The following is a 20938-nucleotide window of genomic DNA, read 5'->3' as shown; positions in this document are numbered from 1 at the left end:
ACCTGACGCAATCAGCACGCCGCCATCAGGGACGAGCTCTATGATCAGGTTCGTCCTGATCGCCGAGTTCGGAGAAGATGTCAATCTCATGCGCCGCGCCATGGTCCTTCTGGGTGGCGTTGCCCTCGCCGTCGGCGCGTTCACCCTCTTCTACCGGGGCCCGGGAGAACCGTTCATCCGCGGTTACGTGAGTGACGTCGGCGCCACCATGCTGGTCTACGCGTTCTTGGGGCTGCTGTGGCGCACCGCCGCCGTACGCCGCGCCCTAGCCACGGCCGCAATCGCCGCCGCCGTCGAGTTCTACCAAATAGTCGGCATGACCCCGCCGGGCATCGGCGGTGTCCTGGTCGGCGCGTTCCCCGACCCGTGGGACCTGGTCGCCTATGCCATCGGCGTGGTCGTGGCTCTGGCCTGGGAACGCCGATCGGTCCGATCCGGAGATCAGACCGGCGGACCCTCGAATGCCATTCCACCGGCACGCTGACGGTGCGGATGCCCCCCACAGCAGTGAGGTCATCGGGTTCGTGCCGCGCGGCGGCCATCCGTCGCATAGCAGGACCGCCGCATCTCAGGACAGGCCGGGCGCGTCGCGATTCTCTTTGACCGCAGTCAGCAGTGTCGTTCTTCCAAGTCCGGCATGGGCTCTTGGAATTCAGTCTGACACGGTGAGCCTGATCGAGATAGTTGGAACCGATGGGGTGCCCTGACCTTGCGGTCCGGGGTAAGTCGGCTCACGCTTGTTGCGACCGATTTCTCGCGGTAGTTGGCACCGGGCGGTAGTTTTTCAGGCTTTCTTGGAACACCGATTCTTGCGATCGACGAACAGTAGCGGTTCGTGTGCGGTTTGCTGTGGTCCGTGGACGTTGAGGGTGATAGCGGAGTGGGTCGGGCTGATCCGCTGTGGTCGCACTCGGCAGGGTGGGATGGCCTGCTGGCCCCAGTCGCGGTGGAGGCAGGTGCGTCTGGCCTGGACCTGAGCGAGGGGTGGACCGACCGGTGGTCGGTGACCTGGAGGTCAGGCCGCGATTTGATCTCGTGCTCGGTCCGGGAACTCGTACGACGGCCGGCGGTCGATGGCGGCCCGATCCGCTGGTTCTCCTGGCGGCGGAGTCAGCGTCACCGCCCAGGGCTGCAGTACATGGTCAGTACAGGTCGCCATCATGGGTTCGAGAGTCTGGAGGAGGCCAGGCTCTTGTTGGCCCTGGACTTCGCGGGCGATCTGGTCGATGTCGTCTCGCAGCCGTTGCGGTTGCGGTTCGGCTCCTCCACCGGAGACCGGGAGCACACCCCCGATTTCCTGGCCGTGACGAGATCGGGGACTTGGCTGATTGATGTGCGTCCCGTTCGGTTGATCGGCGAGACGGATCTGGAATCGTTCGCCGCGGCGGCCGAGGTCGCGGTCGCGTGTGGCTGGCGATTTGCGGTGGCGGGGGGTGGAAAGAGCACGTGCCGGCCACGCTGGACGCGTTGTCCTCGCAGCGCCGGCCGTTGTCGGACCCGCTGGGCCTGCGGCCTGGCCTGCTTGCTGCGGCGGCCCGGCCGGGTGCGCGGTTCGGGCAGATCGCGGTAGCGAGTGGATGCGAGCCGGTGGCCCGGGCTCAACTGCTGCACCTGCTCTGGCACCGCCAGTTGGGAACGGACCTGGCTCAGCCGCTGGCGGTCGCCGCTGGTCCCCGGGGTGATCGCGTGAGGCCGGGGGGCGCGGTGCTGGAGCTGTCGGCGGGCGCCGCCGTGGTGCTGGACGGGGTGGAGTGGGAGGTCGAGCGGCGGGAACCGCATCTCGGCCGTGTTCACCTGGTGGCAGCCGATGGCGCCCGGCAGCACGTCAGCCTGCGGTTCCTGGCCAACCACCCGAACTGCTGGCCATCATCACGGACGGAGGCCTCGGGGGCGGACCGGGGCCGCCAGCCCAAGACCTTGGAGGACCTGAAGCCCGGTCGGCGTGAACTGGCCGAACTGCGGATGGCACACCTGCTGGAAGTCGCAACAGGATTCCGCAGCGGAGATCGGTTCCGGCCCGGACCTGGTGAGCCCAAGCCGGAGTACGACCCGGACAGCACGACCTTGACCGGCCGGCGCCGGGCGAAGGTGGCGGAACTGGCTGCGATGGACCGGCACCAGGCCAAGCTGCTGGCCTTGGACGCCGTCAGTCTTCACACGTTGATCCGCTGGGAGAACGCACGGCGGCAGTTCGGCCTGGTCGGCTGCGCGGACGATCGGTGGCTGCGCCAGAGCGGCGGCCACCCGACGGTCACCGAGGAGGTCCGGGAGGCGATCTTCGCGGTCCGCGAAGAGACGCTGCGCCGGGAGAAGGTGAGCATGCGCACCAAAGAGAGCATGATCCACCAGTATGTCCGGGAGACCTTCGGCCCAGACACCGCGGTCCCCAGCTATCAGACGCTCTGCCGGGTCTGGCGAGAGTGGTTTGGCCCCAGCGGAGCACGCCAGCGCTACGCCCGGTCGGCGGAGCTGCCGGTCAAGAACGGGCACGTGCTGGTGCACCGGCCAGGCCAGGTGGTGGCGCTGGACACCACGGTGCTGCCGGTGATGGTCCGGGACGGGGTGTTCGGCGACCCGGTGAAATGCCATCTCGCCCTCGCCTTGGACGTCTACTCCCACGCGCTCTGCGCGTTCCGGCTGACGCTGGTCTCCGACACCTCGGTGGACGTGGCGATGCTGCTGCGCGATGTGATGATGCCGCTGCCGATGCGCGAGGACTGGGGTGAGGAACCGGAGTGGCCCTACCCGGGTATCCCGGCGGCGGTGGTGGCCGAGTTCGCCGGGCACAAGGTCGCAGGCCTGCCATTCCTCACCCCGGAGACGGTCACCACCGGCCACGGCAGCGTTTATCGAAACCACGCCCTCGTGGAAGCCCAGAGAGTCCTGGGCTGCAACATCCTCCCCGCTCGGGTCCTGCGGCCCCAGGACAAGGCCGCCTGCGAACGTGCTTTCGGAGTGATCAGGCAGCTGCTGTTCGAGCGGCTGGTCGGCTACACCGGGGTGGACGTCGCCGACCGGGGCGCAGACCGGCCTCGGACGCAATGCTGACGATGGAGGATCTCGAGCATGTGGTCGCCACATGGATCGTGAGCGTCTGGCAGCGGCGGGCCTTGGGCGAGTACGCCCCGGCCTGGGATCCCGACGGCACCCACAGCTCCAACACGCTGTTCGCGGCCTCGTTCGCCCAGACCGGGTTCGCGATGCAGATCCCCTCACCCGAACTGTTCTATGAGCTCCTGCCGGTCCACCACATCACCCGGATCTCCCGCCGCGGGGTGAAGATCCGCGGACTTTGGTACGACGGCGGCGCCCTGGAGGAGTACCGCGGCGCCACCTCCATCTGGGGCGGCAGGCACAAAGGCCAGTGGGTCATTCGCCGTGATCCCCGCGACCGACGCCGGGTGTTCTTCCAGGACCCGATCACTCACGCCTGGCACACCTTGGGCTGGAGCGGGCTGCCGCCGGTCGGGCAGATGCCCGCCTTCGGCGACGCACGGGTTCGTGACCTGCTGAAGAAGGCCGCAGCCTGCGGGCTGAAGCCCAAGTCCGATGCCGAGCTGCTGCCGGTGCTGCTGGAGCTGATCGGCTCAAAGATCCCCGTCAGCCAATGGCCGACTCAGATGACCAAGACCCAACGCACCGACCACGCGCGCGAAATCGCCCAGGCAGATGCCGCCCAAACCGACCGACCCGCGCAGAACCCGCCCGGCGACGGCACTGGGCCAGCTGCCTCGACAGCCGGGGACCGGTCGAACTTGACCGCGCTGCGCTGGCCGCAGCGGGCCCAGCAGACCATCGACAGCATCGACGCCGAACGCCGCCGCAGGCGCGAGGCGGCCGTCCCGGTCACCCCGAAACCGCCGCCCCCGCTGGGGTCGAGTTTCCGGGAACGCAACGTGTTCATCCTGCCCGACGACGATGAGGAGGATCGTGGCCCGGCCGAGCACGGATGACCACAACAGCCTGGGCGGCAGCCCGCTGATCCCTTTCCTGCGGGCCGGACCGCCACCTGACCGCACGACCTGGGGGGGCTGGCAGCAGTGGCGGCAATCCCGGGGGTCCTTCATCGGCGCGCCGCGCTTGACGTTGGCCGAATACCTGGCACGCAGTCCGAGGGCTCAGGCGCTGCATGGGGTCCTGGTCATATTCGGCCGGGAATTCCCGCTAAGCAATGAGGCACTGGTCAGCGAGGCTCGTCCCTGGTAGTCCAGCCATGTTTGGTGATGAGCCTGGACAGCGCATTGCGGAGCTGGTTGATGCGTTCTTGGGCGTCGGGGGCCTGGATGCCGATGGTGAGGGCTGAGTCGGTGGCGTAGTAGGTGGTGTGGCATCCCTCGGCGGCGACCCGAGCCGCAGCATGGATCCGGCCCCGGAGCCGGATGCGCTTGCGCTGGTCGGTTACGCGGTCCAGGCCGTCGATGGTGAGGTAGCAAGAAACAGAAATGGGATAAGAAGGGTGCGAACAACTACCACGTATACCACAAGCCGCCAAGGAGAAAACGACGCTAGTGAGGAGCGGCCGTGGCTGATTCAAATAGACTGATGAGTCTCGATGGCAGGCTAGCCAGAGCTGTCAACGTAACCACGAGCTCGGTGAGCTATATCCTGATCAAGGCAGGGACCCTGACGTATGGCGACGGATCCCGCAACTCGTATATTCAGATCTTTCAAGCGATCCCCGACCATGCGGGAAGTTGGCGAGTATGGGATGTCCTTGACGACGAGGCTGTCGATGAGATAGTCGCGGAGTTGGAGCAGGGAAGCTACGAGTGGTATGGCGAGCAACTCGAACTAGCCTGGCTGGAAGGTGACGAGGAGATCTCTATCAGACGCCAAATAGGGTGGCTTGATATGACATAATTCATGCTGTCTACTGTCAGTCAGATATAACGGCCCCCGGCTTGCGCCTCTTGCGCCGGGGGCCGTTCCTGCTGTAATGCTGGCGGCCACGCCGAGCCTTCCGAGCGACGGATCATGAGATATGTGATCTTCAAGCAGTAGTGGCGGTCCGCCAGCTACATCAAAGATCTCTAGACGAGCGGAGGCAATCCCGCAGTGGGGCCGCCTCTTTCCTCACCGGAGTTGACCGCAGGGCAGCTCCCCGTGATCGCGCCTTCTTTCCCGAGATGTACCCACGCTCCTGCCTCGAGATCACCTCGGTTCAGTAGCTACCGGGACCCGGTTCCTCATGGGGATGGTCCTGCCGACCCAAGATTGCGAAACGCGTGCTACTCAGGTCGGCGCCCCCAGGTAGGCGGCCAGCCGGGTGTCGGCGTCGTCGGGCACCGATACGACCAGGCTGAATGAGCCCTGCTCGCTGCGGCCCTCTGGCGGCGCGAACTTCGAGAACCTTCCTGCGCGACCAGCCGCAACGGCCCGGAGATCCACAACGTCTGCCACTACAGGAAGCCGGTCAGCTTGACCTGGATCGTCGCGGACCCCTGTGGTGACCAGCTACTGGTCGTGTGCCTCAGCCAGGGCCGACCCTCCCGCAGGCGAGGGTCGCCTCGATCCGGGCCGCGCCCAGCAGCACGTCATCCAGGCGCACTGGTAGCGCCGCTGGCCGAGGCGCTCGGCCTTGGCGCCATGCTTGGCCTGGCCGGCCGTCACCCTCGTACATTCCAAGCGGCTGCAGGGCGGAGACGAGCTACTGCATCGAGTGGGGCTGGCCCGAGCCGGGCGTCGCTGCCATGGTGCTCGCCGTAGCACTGCGTCGATCCGCCACAGACCCATCCGCACTGCTTCGCTGCTGGAGACGGCTCGAAGCTTCGGGACCTTCAACGCCCTCCACCCGCTCAGCCACCGTCACCAAGATCATCCCAATGTGGGTTTGGGGCTTATGTGTCTGACCCCCTTGATTTCCCAGAGTTCACGCGAACTGAAGGGTCTTCAGGATGAACTCAAGGGTCTTCACGTTCTATGGATGGTTTTGACCCTTGGGTTCGCTGGAACTGGCGGGGTCTTGTTCCTCGGCAGCCGTGATCAGGAGTTGCCGGGCGGAGTCGGCGTAGTGGATGGCGGTCTTGGTGTCGAGGCCGAAGACCGAGGCGCAATGTCTCCGCCCGGCGAGTTCGCCCGTCTCCAAGCTCCCACCGCGGAGCAGTGGACCGGCCGGGGCCTCGGCAATCCGAGTAGCGGCCTGCAGTGGTCCACCATTCACGGTGCCAAGGGGCGCCAAGCGCCAGCGGTGGGGCTGGTGATGCCCAAAAGCTTGTTCCGTGACACGGAAGGTCTTACTGCGCTCGATCACTGGGAGGAGGGCACCAGTTCAGAAGCCAAGCGAGTGCTCTACGTTGGAGTTTCAAGGGCTGAGCAGTTGCTGATGCTGGTTGTTCACAAGAATCACAGCGATCGTGTTGCCGGGATCCTGGCGCGTGACGAGGTTCCGTATCTGTAGAGATCTTTGCAGATAGGGGTTACAGATCGTGGTGTCGGTGGGAGCTGACCGGGTTAGGCCGGTGGCAAGGTTTCCCGAGGACGGTGAGCTGGCTCCCCAAGAACGGACTTGGCGGAGTGGGGTCGGGCTGGAGGCGGCCGATCTAATCGAGGTCAGCGCCGGCGACACCGAGGTGGCAAGAACCCGTCTTCCCTCCCGCCTCCTACCGGCCACCGGGGGGATGCGTCAGGATCGGGTTATGCGACTGCTGATCCTGGGTGGCGGCTGGTTTCTGGGCCGGGCGCTGGCCGAGCAAGCCGGCCAGCGCGGTCACCAGGTCACCGCCTTCACCCGTGGTAAATCAAGCTCCAGCGTTCCACATGCGACCCTGCTGCTAGGGGATCGCTCCAACCCCATGGATATGACGGAGCTGGCAGCACAGGGGCCGTGGGACGCTGTGCTGGACACCAGCGGCATGAAACCGGCCATGGTCGAGATCTCGGCTCGTACTCTGGCCAATGCCACCGACCGGTACGTCTACGTGTCCACGGTCAACGTGTACCAGCACTGGCCCACCCAGCCGCTCGACGATGACTCGCCTATCCGCCAGTACCAGCTGTTCGGGCCGCCGGGCGAGTCACGCACCGACGAGTACGGCAGAGAGAAGGCCGGGTGCGAGCTGGCCGTCTCCAGCGTGTTCGGGGACCGCGCGACTCTGCTGCGGCCCAGCGTGATTCTCGGGCCGCGTGAGTACGTCGGCCGTGTCCCGTGGTGGCTGCGCCGGATCGCCGCTGGCGGGCGTGTACTGGCTCCGGGGATGCCGCAATGGCCGATCCAGCCCGTTGACGTTCGCGACGTGGCGGCGTTCGCGCTGGATGCGGCGGAACGTCACCTGACAGGCTCGTACAACATCGCCGCGCCGATCGGGCACGCGACGTTCGGGGACCTGCTTGACGCCTGCCGGAAGGAAACCGGCAGCGATGCTGTCCTTGAGTGGCTGCCGCATGATTTTCTCCAAGCCCAGGGTGTACGGGAGTGGACGGAACTGCCGCTATGGCGCCCCTACCTCGGGACATGGCAGGTGGACGCTGCTCGAGCGCGCGCAGTAGGACTGGTGTGTCGGCCGCTGGCGGACACGGTGGCTGATACCTGGGCGTGGCTTTGTGAAGGTGGCTCGCTTCTGGTGCACGAGCGTGCCGCTCGGCTGGGCATCACTCCCGAGCGCGAGGCGGCGATCCTCGCCGCATGGGACGCGCGGCCGGTCTAGGAGCCAGAAGGCAGAGCACGGAGCGTGGAGCCGGTGGCGAAGACGTGCAGGCTCTCGGTGAGTTCGCGCACCGGCCTCGAGGAGGTCATGGTGCTTAGTTCGGCGCGCAGCCCGTGTAGCCGGTAGAGCACCGGGTGAGTACGCCTGTCGGGCGGCAGCTCGAAGAGTGGGGCCAGTACTTCCCCGGCGCTGGACGCGTCGCCGAGGATCAGGTGCGCCGTTGCCATGTCGAGGCAGATTGTCGCCCGCAGGGCAGGCGACTGCTGGTCTGGCGGGGCGGCTTGGAATGCGGCCATGGCGCGGTGTGTGTGCGCGAGAATTTCGTTCGTGAGCCGGTCCAGCGCTTCGGGGGTGATCTCATCTCGGCGGACTTGGATCAGTTGGAGGTAGGCGGTGGAGTGGCAGCGCTGCTCCCGGGCGGCGGTCCAGCGGAAGATGCCACCGATGTTGTCGTGCAGGTCGTCGCTGCCGTGAGCGTGCTCGCGAGCGTCCGTTGCCGCGCGGACGGCGGTGATGGTGCGGTCGATGTTGCCGACGTAGCTCCACGTCCGCGCTGAGATGCTGTGCAGCCGGGCGGCGGCCATCCCTGACGGGCGTATTTCCGCGGCTCGGGCGATGGTGTTGACGGCTTCGTGGGGCCGCTGGGACCAGTAGTAACTGGTGGCCTGCTTTCCTCTTGCATGGGCAGCCAGTGAGATGTGCCCGATCGCGTCCGCGTATGCCCAGGCCGCTAGCGCATGGTCCACGGCCTGGTCGTGCTGACCGAGTTCGTTGCACGCCTCGGCCAGCAGCACCGATGCGACGCCGGCGAGGAACTGCAGGTGCCCCAGTTGGTCGGGGCACCGGGTGCGTTGCAGGTGCTGTTCGATCTCACGCCGAGTTTGGATGATCTTGGGAACGATGTCCAGCGGGGAACACATGGGGTACATGTGTGCGTGCGTGATCACGTCCCGCTCGAGATATTCCATGGTGGCTGCCCCCACAGTCGCCTCGGTTCCTGGGATGGATTGGCGGGATTCGTCTGCGGCCGCGCGCATGAGGTCAAGCAGTCGCTCGTGCGGGTGGACCTCTCGGATGCCTGGCCGGGTCTCGGTAGATGTGAGGGCTTTGTGGTCGGCCACCCGGTCGTCGCTGCTGGTGTCGGTCCTGGGCTGATGGCCCTGGTGGTTCTCCCCGGCGGAGAGCAGGACGTCCACGGGGTGTCCGAACAGCTTCTCCAGTATCAGGCAGGTTCGCGGGTAGGGCCTGCTGACGACTCTGCCGGTCATCCAGCGCCAGAACTGGCGCTCGGATACCGTCACCACGCCCAGTCCCAGCGCGCGGGCCTGCTCGGCGAACGCGGCGCTGAACTCGGCATGCCGCAGCAGATGCCGGTCACGGGCAAGCCGTCTGAGCACGGTCTCTGTCTTCGGGACGTCTGCCCTGGCCACGTCTGGAGCGTAAGACGGTCACACCCCCGGTGGAAGGCGGATACCAGAAGACGTCAGTCAGAAGGCAGTGAGAAGGCAGCCGTGTGCCCGCGAAGAAGGCAATGCGCCGTCATTACGACGCCGGTTTACGGGAGGTCACGATGATGTGACCTGCCGTCGAGGCGATATCCGAGGCCACTGCAATGACAACCGACACCCCGCCGCTCGGTCACATCTACGACCCGACCGCGCCGACGCCGTCGCACACCTACGCTGCGTTGCGCGGCGCTGATAAGGAAACGACTTTCCATCAGCGGGCGGCGGCGCGACAGCTCCAGGAGGCGATCCCGGGGGTGGACGAGGTCGTCCAGGAGAACGCTGCCGCGCTGGCCCGTGCCGTGAGCTACCTCGCCCAGCAGGGCTTCGATCAGTGGGCGGACTTGGGATGCGGTAAGCCGCTCTCCGGCACCGACGTGCTCCGGCTGCCGAACCTGGTGGATGTCGCCGCCCGGTTCCAGCCAGACCTGCGGTGGTTGGCGCTGGACAGCGACAGGCTGGTGGTCACCTACTGCCGGGCCATGCTGCACCACCACGGCGTACGCGTCGAGCAGGAGGATCTCCGGCAACCGGAGACGGTCGCCCGCCTCATGCACATGCACCTGTCGATGGCTCGGCCCGTCGCCGTCGTTCTCGGCGCCGTCGTGCATTTCCTTGGGGACGAGGACGCCCGCCACCTGATGGACGTGCTGTACACGTGCCTGGCTCCCGGCAGCAAGGTGGTGCTCACGCACGTGACCGGCGAAGGACTCAACGAGGCACAGGTGACCGCCGGGCAGGAGAAGTACTACCGGCTGCACGGAGTGCGGATCCACGTCCGCACCCGTCAGGAGATCAGCAGGCTGCTGGAGCTGTTCAGCGTCGAGGACCCTGGCTTGGCCCGGACGATCGACTTCATACCGTCCGGCCTTGAGCGCATACCCATCCGGGACGCCCGCACTTCTTGATCGCGGTCGCCTTACGACTGTGACAGTCCGGCGCGGCCGGCCTCGCAGCCACACCCAGGCTGGACGGTCGCGCGCCGTGCGGACGGCCCGGTGTCGTCTCCCCGCCGTCCCGCACCAGCGGCGCCGGTCGGACCCCATTACTACCGCCAGGGGTCCGGCCCGCGTCACCCCCCACAACCACCGCCTTCATCCGGAGCCGATCACGATGATGTCCTGGGTGACCGACCCCGAAGCCGACGCCTACGGCCTCCAATTCGTCAGGGAGCACCAGCCGCGCTTTCGCGACTGGCTCCTCATGTACTCGCGCCGGGACCGCGCCCTGATCGCCTTCTACCGGGGGTACTGCCCTCCGGGCGGCCTGCAGGTGGAGGCGGATCATCAGCTGGTGCTGATCCACCGGATGGGCAAGGAGGTGCACCGGCTGTGGCGCTCCATGCCCGGTCAGGGGATGCCGGTACCGCCCACCTGCCTCGACGACACGCCGTCCGCGCCAGCCGCGAGAGACGCGGGCGATGAGACCAGACGCGGCGAGACAGGCGTTCGTCCGCATGCGGTGCCTGGCCACGTCTTGGCGCGGGCCGGGACCCCTCCGCGGTCAGCCCGTCCCGGCCTGCCCCACGCTGCGCAGCCCGCCGCCCCAAGTCGCTGTCGTTGACCTTCTCGCACCGGAGGACCCCACCATGGCCCAGCCCGCACTCGTACCAGCCGTCCCCACGCCGGGCCTCTGGCTGGAAGTAGAGCTGGTATGGCGCAGGATGCACTGTGCCTTCTACCAGGGGCCACACGCCGTTGAGCCGTTGATGGCCGATGACCTCGGCGCGCTGCATGCGGCCGAAGCCCTGGTGGAGTGGGTGCTGAGCGAAGACGTCTGGCACGAGCCGGTGAACCTTGATGGCCGCCGAGCGCCCGGAGCCAGCGGCTCTGCCTCGGGTGAACCGGTCCTGCTCGGCGGCCACGAACAGGGTGATCAATGCCTCGGTTCGGCGGCATCTGGGCGCCTATCGAGTCGGTGAAGGAATAGTCGATGCTCCCCGAACTCTCCCAGCTCTCCGGCTGCCTGCCCATCATCCATGTGTCGTCGAACGACCTGCTTCTGCAGCTCGTTTTCGAGGTCGTTCCGGATCGCGGTCCGCAGGAGTCCGCCAAGGTGGCGCTCACCAAGCTCGGGGAGAGCGTCGCCTGCCAACTGGAGGCGCGGGGGCGGGAGATGGCGGGGCCCAAGCGGATGGAGATTCACTACTTCTGCAGGCCGGATGGCCAGTGGATGGCCTGTCTGCCTGATGAGGCCACCTACGGAGCTGCCTGCATCCGGGTGATGACCAGGCCGCTGACCCAGGCGGTAGAGCCCTCTGTGGATGTGGCTGCCCTTCCCACGAAGTACCAGCTTCGGCTTCGGCAACTCGGCCTGCCCGCTCTGGAGCCGCCATGACGAGTGCAGCCTCCCCCTACACCGAAACCTTGCCCAGCCACCGGGCCGCACATGTGGGTCGTGGCCGGTCGAGGAGGAAGACGGAGACGGGCAACAGGTGCCCTCCCCTCGGAAACACCCCATCGAAGAACAGGAGCAGAAGTCATGAGCACTTCGACCATCGAGCCGAACACCGGCCGGGCGGGCGCCGTAGCCCTTGAGGAAGCTGCGTTCGACCCGTTCGACCTCGACATCAAGCTTACGGAGAACACCCCGGCGGCCAACACGTGGCTGAGGTGCGGCACTGGTGATACGTGCGGCAGCTCCTGCCCGAGCGCCTGCACCACGTCATAGCCCGGCCATCGGCCCGGGTCCCCGTAACGGGCCCGGGCCTGCGCCCCGGGAGTAGGAACGGAGTGAACACGATGACACGGACGCGGATCAGACGGTATCGGTGCACCGGCACCGCGATGCTGCGCGCCGCGATCCATCCGACCCCACCTCGCCTTCCGGACTGGCCAGAGCCCGGCTGCTCGATGGAGCGATGGCGGTCGTGGCTGTCTGCGGTGTGGACAGATGAGTCTTTCCGGCAGGCGGTCGCCAACGCCAGCCCGGATCTGGCCCGTCAGGTTCGGGCTGTGCTCGACGGTCGGGTGAACAACGTGCGCCGTGCCCGACGCGCCGCGCTCGCCATGGCCCGGTACGCCCTGCGCTACGCGCACCGCTCCACCCCGTTCGGCCTGTTCGCCGGGGTCGCCCTGATCGAGTTCGGCGACAGCTCACTCGTGCGTATCGGAGATGCACACGAGGCCGTCCACCGGCCCGACCCGACAGCCTTGGACTCGGCGATCACCGCGTGGGAGACCAGCGAAGACGGGATGGCCGACGTCGAGGTGTGCGTGAACAACCTCGCCCGCGTCTTCGACGGCCGCGTTCACGTCCCAGCCGAGGGAGCGGACGAGTTCACCCTGGCATCGACGACGGCAGTGGAACTGGTGCTGCAGGCGGCCGGCTCCCCGATCCCGCACGCGGCCCTGCTCGGCAAACTCGCCGCCGAGTTCCCGCACATCGAATCCCGCCGCCGCGCGGAGCTGGTCACCGACCTGCTGCGCACGCGGCTGCTGCGCTCCCGGCTACGTGCCGCCGCCACCATCACCAACCCGGCCGCCGTCGTGCCGGCCCCGGTTCTCGCAGCCTGCGAGCGCACAGCGGTCGACATGCGATTGGACGCCGAGGTGCGGCTGCCCGACACGGTCTCCATCTCGACCGAGACCGCGGCGACGGTACTGGCCCGCCTCGCCACGCATCCCGCCGGTACCCCGGCCTGGCGGCGCTATATCGAGCGGTTCGTCGACCGGTTCGGCGAGGGGACCGAGGTCTCGGTGGAACAGCTCACCGACCCCAGCGTTGGACTCGGCCTGCCGGACGGGTTCGGCGTGTTGTCGGAGCCGCCGAGGCCGATGTCACGCCGTGACCGGCTGCTGCTGGATCTGGCCGGGACTGCCGCCGTCGAGGGCAAACGTTCGGTGATCCTGTCCGAGGCCGTGATCGAGGAGTTGGAGGCCGCCGCGGCCGAGCCGTTCACCAACCTCGTACCCGCGCCGCACTTCGAGGTGTGCGCCCAGGTCCAGGCACGGACGATGCAGGCGCTCGACGCGGGCGACTTCCGGCTGCGCGTCCACACCGTCTCCCGCGCGGCCAGCACGATGACCGGGAGGTTCTGGCATCTGCTGCCGGAGCTGGCCGCCGGATACGCCGCCCTGCCCACCGTCGCGCCCGACGCGACGTCGGCGCAGTTGTCGTTCCACCCCACCCGGGCGGAGGCCGACCTGCTCACCCGTGCTCCGCGTGTCCTGCCGAAGCTGGTCAGCGTCGGCGAGTATCGAGACGCGGGCGAGAACGTCCTGCATCCCCGTGACTTGGTCGTCGGCTCTCGCGACGGTCACCTGTACCTGGCGGTGGCTGCGACGGGGGAGCGCCTGGAGTTGCTGGCGCCCACGGCGATCAACTTCCTGTGGAACAGCTTCACGCCGCCGCTGGTCCGGTTCCTGGCCGAGATCAGCCGTGCCGCCACGGCGCAGGTGACCTGGTTCGACTGGGGCGCCGCGTGGACGTTGCCGTTCACCCCGGCCGTGCACTACCGGCGTACCGTCCTGGTCGCCGCCCGCTGGCAGCTCCACGCCCGCAAGCTGCCCGGCCGTCCGGCGCATCTGGAGGCGTGGGCCGAGCAGTTGCACGCCTGGCGCGGCTGGGCCGGGGTGCCCGAGCGGGTCATGCTTGCGGTCGATGACCAGCACCTTCCACTGGACCTGACGCGAGAGATGGACATGGACCTGCTGCGCGCGCACCTGAACGGGACACCAGTCGCGGTGCTGCTCGAGGCACCGCCGCCAGATGCCGATGGGTGGAACGGCGGACGGGCGCACAGCATCGTCGTCTCGCTGGAGTCACGGCGATGAGCGCTCTGACCACACAAGCCCTGGCCGAGGGCACACTCGGCCAGGCTCTGCTGCACATCGAGCGTGCCGACCTGGCCGGCGCGCACCCTCTGCTGCAGGAGGCAGTCGCCGGCGGGGTCAGTATCGGCTCCAACGCGAGCCTGTATCACGGAGCCCCGGCGCTGGAGTTCGTCCTCGGCCGCGCCGGGCGCGTCGATCGCGACGTGCAGGCAGGTGTCGACCGGGTGGTAACCGCTCGTCTGGCCGCCGCCCGCCGACGGCAGCAGGAGGGGCGACTGCCGCCGCTGGCGGAGTTCGACCTCATCAGCGGGCTGACCGGGCTGGGGACGCTCCTGCTGACCCGGACCGGCTCCTCACCTCTGCTCGAAGAGGTCTTGACCTACCTGGTGTCGCTGGCAAGCCCGGTCAAGACCGACGACCGGATCTTGCCGGGGTGGTGGTCGCCGGACACCCCCACACACGAGGTAAAGGTGCCTGGCGGCCATGGCAACAACGGCATCGCCCACGGCATCGCCGGTCCGCTGGCTCTGCTGGCGCTGGCCGCTCGCCGCAGCTTCCACGTCGACGGCCAGCGCGAGGCCATCAAGACATTCGCGACGTGGCTGGAGAAGTTCGGCGGCTCCTACTGGATCACCCTCGACCAGCTCACCGCCGACGAACCACCGCAGGTGCTTCCCTTGCGGCCGTCGTGGTGCTATGGGGATCTGGGGATCGCCCGCGCCCTGCAACTGACCGCGCTCGCGCTGTGCGACCCGGCCCGCAGGCAGAAGGCCGAGGACATGGCACTGGCGGCGCTGCTCGACGCAGATCGGCTCAGCCGGGTGTGCGATGCGTCACTGTGTCACGGCTGGGCCGGGATCTTGACCGTCACCACCGCCATCGCTGCCGACAGCGCCATCCCCGGCCGGTTCACCGCGAGCATCCAGCACACCCGTCAACGCCTGGCCGCCGGACTCGGCGACCTGACCAAACCCGGATTTCTGGAAGGGCGCGCCGGGGCGCAACTAGCGCTGGAGGGCTCGGATCTCACCGGCTGGACGTGCGCCCTGCTACTGCACTGACTCTCGCTGGACCACCCGGTACGAACACGCGGCGAACACGGAGCGATCAGGAGCGACTCGAACACCATGGACAGCTACGAGGACAATCTGGCCCCGCCGGCCGAGCCGGAGTGGTGGCAGGCCACGATCCGCTTTGCCGCCGATGCCGGGGTGAGCCCTGAGGCGGTGGCCAAGGTTTCGGCTGCGCTGGCCAACCGGCGCTTCCACTTCCTGCGCAAGGACGGCGGGCTGCGACTGCGCACCGATCAGTCCGTAGCCGCCCTCCTCGACCGGCTCGTCACCGAGCAGGTGGTGGCCGGATGGGCCGGCGGCATCTATGAACCTGAGACGGACGCGTTCGGCGGCCCGCAGGGCATGGCCATCGCCCACGAGGTGTGGTGCGCCGACAGCCCCGCAGCGCTGGCCGAGACCGGCAGTCCCGACAGCAGGGAGCGGTGCATCCTGCTGCTGTCGGCGATATTTCGAGCGGCCGGGCTTGACGCGTTCGAGATCGGCGACGTGTGGGCGAAGATCGGCAACCTCCGCCCGGCGATCGACCCGCCGATGGGAGCGCGCCGGGCGGCGGCGATCATCGCCATGCGGCGCCTCATGAACGCCGACGCCGCCCAGCGGCCCTGCCCCGAACCGGGCTGGGTCGAGCGCGTGGCCGCGTTCCAGGACGCCGGTCGGCGTCTTGCCCGGCTCGCCAAAGCCGGGCATCTGACGCGAGGGCTGCGCGCCGTCCTCGCCCACCACGCCATCTTCGCGTTCAACCGGGCCGGCACGCCCGTGGCCGAGCAGGCCGCGGCGGCCTGGCTCGGCCGGCAGGCCGCCTTCGGAGATGCCGCATCGGCGGCCGTGTCCACCAGCCCCTCCTCACCGGTAACACCTACCTTCACCAGGATGGAGACCACCATCACTACCATCGCCGACCCCACCGAGCTGCGCGAGGCCATGGTGGCCAAGTACATCGACTCCGGCCACCTGCGCACCCCAGAAATCATCGAGGCGTTCCGTACGGTCGAGCGCCACACGTTCATCCCCGACGCCGCTGTCGAGGCCGCCTACGTCGATGACGCCGTGGCGATCAAGCACGACGCCGGCGGCGAGATGATCTCGTGCATCTCCGCGCCGTCCATTGTCGCCACCCAGCTGGAGCAGGTGGGCGCGCGGCCAGGACAGAACATCCTGGAGGCCGGAGCCGCCACTGGGTACAACGCCGCGCTCCTCGGCCACCTCGTCGCCCCGACCGGCCAGGTGTGGACCATCGACGTCGACCAGGACCTCGTCGACATCGCGCAACGGCACCTGCAAGCCGCCGGGGCCACCAACGTGACCGCAGTGCTCGGCGACGGCGCGGCCGGGCTGCCCGAGCACGCTCCCTACGACCGCATCCAGTTCACCGTGGGGGCCGGCGACATCCCGGTCCAGGTACTCGACCAGCTCGCCCGCGACGGCCGGCTGATCATCCCGATGCGCATCCGCGGCAGCATCTCCCGATCCTTCGCCTTCGAGCGCGACGGCGACACCTGGAAGACGGTCTCCTGCGAGATGGCGACCTTCGTGCCGCTGCGCAAGGGCATCTGCGACGACATTTACACCCGCGTTCAGCTCGACGGGGAAGGCGATGTCCACCTGGAGACTTTCGGCGAGCAACTCGTCGACCGAGAGGCGATGCGCACGATCCTCGACATCCCCGCGCACCCGGTCTACAGCGGGGTGGAGTTCCGGCAAGGCGACCCGTGGCAGTGGGTGTATTTGTGGCTGGCGTGCGTCCTGCCGAACGGGCTGTCCCGGATGCCGGGCAACCGTCCGGGGTTCACGCCGCACTTCGGATGGGGTTCGATGGCCGCGCTCGACGGCGACAGCCTGGCTTACCTGACCGTCCGCGAAGGCGAGGACGCCAAGGGACGTTTCTGGGAGATCGGCGTCATCGGGCACGGCCCGCAGGCCGCCACTCTGGCCGAGCAGGTCGCCGCGGCGATCGAGGAATGGGATCGCGACTACGGCAACCACGCCCCGGCCCCCGGCTTCCGCATGGCCACCGCCGACAGCCGTGACCTGCTCAAAGCGGCCGACCCGCGCTTCATCATCGACAAACCCGCCAGCCGCCTCGTGGTCGATTGGCCGTAGAAGGGACACAGTGCGTCGTGATGAACCCTGCGATCGCCGCCCGCATCCCGCTGGTCTGCCGTACCAAGCCGCCCGGCAAACCCCTGCCGGAGCGCATCGCCGATCTCACCGCGCTGAGCATCGAACCCGCAGGTGCTGACCACCGGGACTTGGTGGCCCGCGCCTGCGGAGTCCTCAACATCTCCGCGCTCATCGCCTCCGACGCCGCCCTGCCCGACCTGGCCGCGAACCTGTGCTGGAGGCAGCACAAGGTCTTCGCCGAGGCTGGGGATCTGCCTCAGGACATAGCGGTCATGTCGCTGATGCCCCTGATCAACATCGCCCGACTGCTGATCCGCGAAGGGGACGGCAAAGCCGCCTACGAGATACTCGATCAGCTCTACCGCGCCGCCCAGCGGCGCGGTAGCACCGTGATCTAGGGCCACACCGTCGACCTTTCGCCCCTGACCCGCAGCAGCGACGAGCACCGTGCGGTCTGCACGGAGCTGTGGGTGGCGCTGCTCATCGACGGGGCCCGCGCCCTCGCCCAGCAGGGCCGCCGGAGCGAGGCCGCCGACGCCATGGCCGCCCACGGCGGCATCGGCGACCGCCTGCTGGACGGCCGCCAACTCAAGATCATGGCGCTGGTGGAACAGGGGCTCCTTGACGAAGCGGCCGAGGTGATCGACTCCACGGTGCCGGCCGAGCCGTGGGAAGCCACCGTGGCGTCGCTCCTGCGCATCGCCACCCGGCCCGGCATCAAACCCAGCCCGGAAGACGAGCTGGAGCGTGTGGTCGGGGAGGCGCTCAGCCTGCTCGCAGCTGAGGACCCGACAACGGCCGCATTCCGGGTCCGCCTCGCTCTGACCACACTCGACGTGGCCGCCGGCCACACCCCGTCGGGCAGCACCCGGCTGGCCGAGGCAGTCATCGACGTGGCCTCCACCGACGCCTACGCCGCCCGCGACGTCCTCGGCCACCCGGCGATGCGCTCGCTTATGACCAGCCGGCAGCACCAGAACCTCACCGCCGTGATCGCCGCCGCATCGCTTGGTACCGGGAGCATCCCGGACGTCCACTGGACCGCCATCACCAAGGGGATGGATCACGCAGAAGCACGCCTGCGCGCTTTGCTCGCCGCGGCCCCACACTCCCGCCTTGCCCCATCGGAGAAGACATGACAGCTCAGCCGTGGACGACCGCGCCTCTGGTGGCCCTCGACCTAGAGGGGACCGGCGGTCAGGATCGTGACCGCGAACAGATCCTGGAGATCGCGATCGTCCCCCTGGATAACGGCTTCCCCAACCTGGCCGCAGCCTGGGACAGCACGGTCAACCCCGGCCGCGCGGTCGCGCCCCGCCCGTGGATCTCCCGAGACCTCACCGGGAACCGCCTGGCCACCGCGCCCACCTTGGACGACATCCAGGCAGAGATCCTTGACCGCCTCGACCGGCGCATCATCGTCGGGCACAACATCGGCGTGGACTGGCGCCTGCTGCACCGTCACCCGCCCCAAGTCCAGCCGGCCGCCTTGATCGACACGGCCCGGCTCTACCGCCACTTCAACCCCGCGTGTCAGCGCTGGAACCTGGTGCGGCTACTGGAAAAGTACGCTCTCAACGCCCAGGTCGCTCAGCTCGTCCCCACCGGCCGACCGCATCGTGCCCTGTGGGACGCGGTCGGCGCAGCCCTGCTGCTACCCGCCCTGGTCGAGGACCTGCCCGCCACGACCACTCCCACGGCGCAGGAGCTGGTCGAAATGGCGGGCATACGTATACAGGACAAGCCGCCGCACCTGGCCAAGGCTGAGCAGATCGCGCTCGATGTTTGACCGACTGTCCGCCTCGAACCGGCGGCGTCCCGTATGAAGGCAGCGTTCCGCGACGAGTCGCTGCCTCAGCACGACGTCACATGCGCTCGCGCACGAGAACTGGCCCGTGCCCTAAGACGTCTCGACGAGCCCTGGGCAACCGACCATGACTGGCCGGATCCGGACAACGACCTCATGCGCCGGCGGAATCCCGGTACCGTCGGCCCAGCAGGGAGGGGGTCGGCTGTGGCGGCAACCGCGTTGGTGGTGACGCCGGGGGTGGCCGTTGTGGCGGCGCTGGTGACTTTGGTGAACGTCCAGGAGTTGAAACGCCGGTGGGTGCCCTCGCAACTGACCAAGGAGATCGCACGGCCTGTTCACCGCACGTACAGCCCAGGTGTGGTGGTGCTTCTCGGGGCGATCGGCGTTGGGGTCACCTCCGTGTTCGCTCCGCTGCTCGCCCGGCTCGGGAACGCCGGTACGGCGGGTATCGTGCTCGTCTCCGCCCTCGGGCTCGCCCTCGGCGTCGCCGGGCTGAGCTTCCTCGGGCTCGGCGCCGCCGCCTACGCTTTGCTGTGGCCGCTGGACCCGCTGATCGTGTACGCGTGGGCGGCGCCGCTGGCCGCGGGTGGCATCGTCAGGTTCCTCCATGTCTCCGAGCCGCATCGGAGCGGCATCTGGCGAATGATGCTCATGGTGAACCGGTACGGGCCGGTCATCAGGGGCACCGCGCCGGCCGAGTGGTTCTGGCGGGCCGCCGGACTGCTGGGCGGGCTCGCGCCGCTCGCCGCCGTGGTCGCGGCGGGTCAGGGACTCGGCCTGACCGACCGCGCCGCCTTGACCGCCGCCGCCGTTCTCGTGGCCGTGCAGGCCGCCTGGACCGACGTGCGCTTCCTGCTCATCCCCGACAGGTACACCCGGCTGGTCCTCCTGGCAGGCCTCGCGCTGCTGCGCTGCGGCATCGTCGTGGTGGCGACCGGGCCTGTCGGCGCGGCCTGCGCGAAGCTGTGGAGCGGTGGCCCTACCGGTGTCGCCGGAGGGCTGATCCTCGCCGCCTGGGCGAGCGTTCCGTGGCTGCTCCTCAACGTGACCGCACGCCTGGGCCGCACCTTGCCCGCACCCGTGGTGGTCACTGCGACGCTGATCCGCCTGCCCTTGACCAGCGGATTCGCGGCTGTCGCCGTGGCGGCTCTCCACTCGCGTCCCGGGCTCGCCGCCGCGGCCCTGCTCCTGGCCGCGGCGGAGACCGCGACTCTGGCAGCCGGCCGCGGACGAACCTTTCCTATGGCCGTCTCCTACCGGGCCGCGGTCAGCTTCCTGACCGACGATCCCGACCGGGCTCGAACCCTGGCCGGGAAATGGCTGCGAGACTCGATACTCAACCGCCCCGCCCGCCCGGACCTCAACCTGATCCGCGCCCTCGCCAAACGCGCGGCTCTCGCCTCACGCGGCGACAGCACAGGGGATCCCGCCCATCGCACCGGCCTGGACGCCCTGTGCTGGACCGACCTCGCCGATCGACTCCTCGATCTGGTCGATGGCGAGGTTAGCCCTCGCTACCCGGTCAAGCACCGGGCTCGGCTGGCCCTCGCCGTCGGCAACGCTCGCGCGGACGTGTCCTGGAGCCGCGCGATCGTCCTCACCCGTGCCGCGTCCTTGGATCAGGCGTGCGGCCAATGGCGTGACTGCGCGACCCGCCGCATGATCCTCGGCCATCCCGCGCACGAACTGCTGGCCCACACGATGATCGCCATTCTGCTCGTCCGCCTCGGACGGACCGCCGACGCGGCGAGGTCCGTCGAACGGCTCCAGCGGACCGGGACCACCACCCCCGTCTTACGCGCCTGCGTCGCTCTGGCCGCAGCCGCCCTCGCCGGTGGCCCCACCCTCGCGCCACCGCCGGTGTCGGCCCGCGCGCTGCGCTCCGCCTGGCGAGGCGAGCCCGGAGGCCGCTTGCGATCCAACTGGACCCCTGAGGAGAGCGCCTTGGTCCTGGCCGGCCAGGCAGCCGACCTGCACGCCGTCTCCGCCGCGGAGGTGTCCAGGTGATCGG

The 20938-nt window shown here is 68.5% G+C and carries 18 protein-coding genes; 17 read left to right on the top strand and 1 reads right to left on the bottom strand.

From position 1 onward, the window contains the following. The 6 genes from HII36_RS22325 to HII36_RS22300 all read left to right on the top strand — a co-directional run. Window positions 1-484: DUF2809 domain-containing protein (locus HII36_RS22325; RefSeq protein ID WP_217369818.1), on the top strand; the 484-nt coding region annotated here is incomplete at its 5' end. A gap of 962 nt (window positions 485-1446) precedes the next feature. Next, a complete protein-coding gene (locus HII36_RS55815) occupies window positions 1447-3048 on the top strand; it encodes a DDE-type integrase/transposase/recombinase (RefSeq protein ID WP_217369817.1) in 1602 nt (533 codons plus the stop codon). Continuing rightward, on the top strand, window positions 3042-3953 hold the full coding sequence (locus HII36_RS55810) for a Mu transposase C-terminal domain-containing protein (protein ID WP_217369816.1): 912 nt from the start codon (window positions 3042-3044) through the stop codon (window positions 3951-3953). The genes HII36_RS55815 and HII36_RS55810 overlap by 7 nt, the downstream gene beginning before the upstream one ends. A gap of 568 nt (window positions 3954-4521) precedes the next feature. Further along, window positions 4522-4860: a hypothetical protein gene (locus HII36_RS22310; protein WP_173525172.1), complete on the top strand. Its 339-nt coding sequence runs from the start codon at window positions 4522-4524 to the stop codon at window positions 4858-4860. A gap of 964 nt (window positions 4861-5824) precedes the next feature. Beyond that, window positions 5825-6397, top strand: coding sequence for an ATP-binding domain-containing protein (locus HII36_RS22305; protein ID WP_173525171.1), 573 nt, complete (start codon window positions 5825-5827; stop codon window positions 6395-6397). Window positions 6398-6635: 238 nt separating this feature from the next. Next, a complete protein-coding gene (locus HII36_RS22300; RefSeq protein WP_173525170.1) occupies window positions 6636-7643 on the top strand; it encodes an NAD-dependent epimerase/dehydratase family protein in 1008 nt (335 codons plus the stop codon). Here the strand turns inward: HII36_RS22300 and HII36_RS22295 are convergent. Beyond that, on the bottom strand, window positions 7640-9073 hold the full coding sequence (locus HII36_RS22295; RefSeq protein WP_173525169.1) for a hypothetical protein: 1434 nt from the start codon (window positions 9071-9073) through the stop codon (window positions 7640-7642). The two genes, HII36_RS22300 and HII36_RS22295, sit on opposite strands and share 4 nt — an antisense overlap. 182 nt (window positions 9074-9255) lie before the next feature. Between HII36_RS22295 and HII36_RS22290 the strand changes: the two genes are divergently transcribed. The 11 genes from HII36_RS22290 to HII36_RS22240 all read left to right on the top strand — a co-directional run bounded on the left by HII36_RS22290 (window position 9256) and on the right by HII36_RS22240 (window position 20934). Next, window positions 9256-10056: an SAM-dependent methyltransferase gene (locus HII36_RS22290; protein WP_173525168.1), complete on the top strand. Its 801-nt coding sequence runs from the start codon at window positions 9256-9258 to the stop codon at window positions 10054-10056. A gap of 800 nt (window positions 10057-10856) precedes the next feature. Beyond that, on the top strand, window positions 10857-11069 hold the full coding sequence (locus HII36_RS22285; RefSeq protein ID WP_173525167.1) for a hypothetical protein: 213 nt from the start codon (window positions 10857-10859) through the stop codon (window positions 11067-11069). Between the two features lie 11 nt (window positions 11070-11080). Beyond that, entirely contained in the window at window positions 11081-11485 is a 405-nt protein-coding gene (locus HII36_RS22280; RefSeq protein ID WP_173525166.1) for a hypothetical protein, read from the top strand. A gap of 144 nt (window positions 11486-11629) precedes the next feature. Beyond that, entirely contained in the window at window positions 11630-11818 is a 189-nt protein-coding gene (locus HII36_RS22275; protein ID WP_173525165.1) for an FxLD family lanthipeptide, read from the top strand. 71 nt (window positions 11819-11889) lie between these two features. After that, window positions 11890-13923: a lantibiotic dehydratase family protein gene (locus tag HII36_RS22270; protein WP_173525164.1), complete on the top strand. Its 2034-nt coding sequence runs from the start codon at window positions 11890-11892 to the stop codon at window positions 13921-13923. After that, window positions 13920-14984, top strand: coding sequence for a lanthionine synthetase C family protein (locus HII36_RS22265; protein WP_173525163.1), 1065 nt, complete (start codon window positions 13920-13922; stop codon window positions 14982-14984). The genes HII36_RS22270 and HII36_RS22265 overlap by 4 nt, the downstream gene beginning before the upstream one ends. Window positions 14985-15050: 66 nt before the next feature. Beyond that, on the top strand, window positions 15051-17096 hold the full coding sequence (fxlM, locus tag HII36_RS22260; RefSeq protein WP_173525162.1) for a methyltransferase, FxLD system: 2046 nt from the start codon (window positions 15051-15053) through the stop codon (window positions 17094-17096). Between the two features lie 20 nt (window positions 17097-17116). Next, window positions 17117-17515 carry a hypothetical protein gene (locus HII36_RS22255; protein ID WP_173525161.1) on the top strand — a complete coding sequence of 133 codons (399 nt, stop codon included), beginning with the start codon at window positions 17117-17119 and terminating at the stop codon, window positions 17513-17515. 72 nt (window positions 17516-17587) lie between these two features. Further along, the gene (locus HII36_RS22250; protein ID WP_173525160.1) at window positions 17588-18256 is read left to right on the top strand and encodes a hypothetical protein; all 669 of its coding nucleotides are present in this window, start codon (window positions 17588-17590) and stop codon (window positions 18254-18256) included. After that, a complete protein-coding gene (locus HII36_RS22245) occupies window positions 18253-18906 on the top strand; it encodes a 3'-5' exonuclease (protein WP_173525159.1) in 654 nt (217 codons plus the stop codon). The genes HII36_RS22250 and HII36_RS22245 overlap by 4 nt, the downstream gene beginning before the upstream one ends. A gap of 378 nt (window positions 18907-19284) precedes the next feature. After that, complete coding sequence (locus HII36_RS22240; protein WP_173525158.1) at window positions 19285-20934, top strand: hypothetical protein; 1650 nt, start codon at window positions 19285-19287, stop codon at window positions 20932-20934. The last annotated feature ends 4 nt before the right edge of the window (window positions 20935-20938 follow it).

The organism is Nonomuraea antri (assembly GCF_013283785.1).
Lineage (GTDB): Bacteria > Actinomycetota > Actinomycetes > Streptosporangiales > Streptosporangiaceae > Nonomuraea > Nonomuraea antri.
This window is presented reverse-complemented; position numbering and strand designations above follow the sequence as displayed.

Coding starts and splice junctions, on each gene's coding strand:
- HII36_RS55810 (WP_217369816.1), top strand. CDS start 3,042: ATGCTGACGATGGAGGATCTCGAGCATGTGGTCGCCACATGGATCGTG.
- HII36_RS22255 (WP_173525161.1), top strand. CDS start 17,117: ATGAACCCTGCGATCGCCGCCCGCATCCCGCTGGTCTGCCGTACCAAG.
- HII36_RS22265 (WP_173525163.1), top strand. CDS start 13,920: ATGAGCGCTCTGACCACACAAGCCCTGGCCGAGGGCACACTCGGCCAG.
- HII36_RS22280 (WP_173525166.1), top strand. CDS start 11,081: ATGCTCCCCGAACTCTCCCAGCTCTCCGGCTGCCTGCCCATCATCCAT.
- HII36_RS22285 (WP_173525167.1), top strand. CDS start 10,857: ATGGCCGATGACCTCGGCGCGCTGCATGCGGCCGAAGCCCTGGTGGAG.
- HII36_RS22270 (WP_173525164.1), top strand. CDS start 11,890: ATGACACGGACGCGGATCAGACGGTATCGGTGCACCGGCACCGCGATG.
- HII36_RS22245 (WP_173525159.1), top strand. CDS start 18,253: ATGACAGCTCAGCCGTGGACGACCGCGCCTCTGGTGGCCCTCGACCTA.
- HII36_RS22300 (WP_173525170.1), top strand. CDS start 6,636: ATGCGACTGCTGATCCTGGGTGGCGGCTGGTTTCTGGGCCGGGCGCTG.
- HII36_RS22275 (WP_173525165.1), top strand. CDS start 11,630: ATGAGCACTTCGACCATCGAGCCGAACACCGGCCGGGCGGGCGCCGTA.
- HII36_RS22290 (WP_173525168.1), top strand. CDS start 9,256: ATGACAACCGACACCCCGCCGCTCGGTCACATCTACGACCCGACCGCG.
- fxlM (WP_173525162.1), top strand. CDS start 15,051: ATGGACAGCTACGAGGACAATCTGGCCCCGCCGGCCGAGCCGGAGTGG.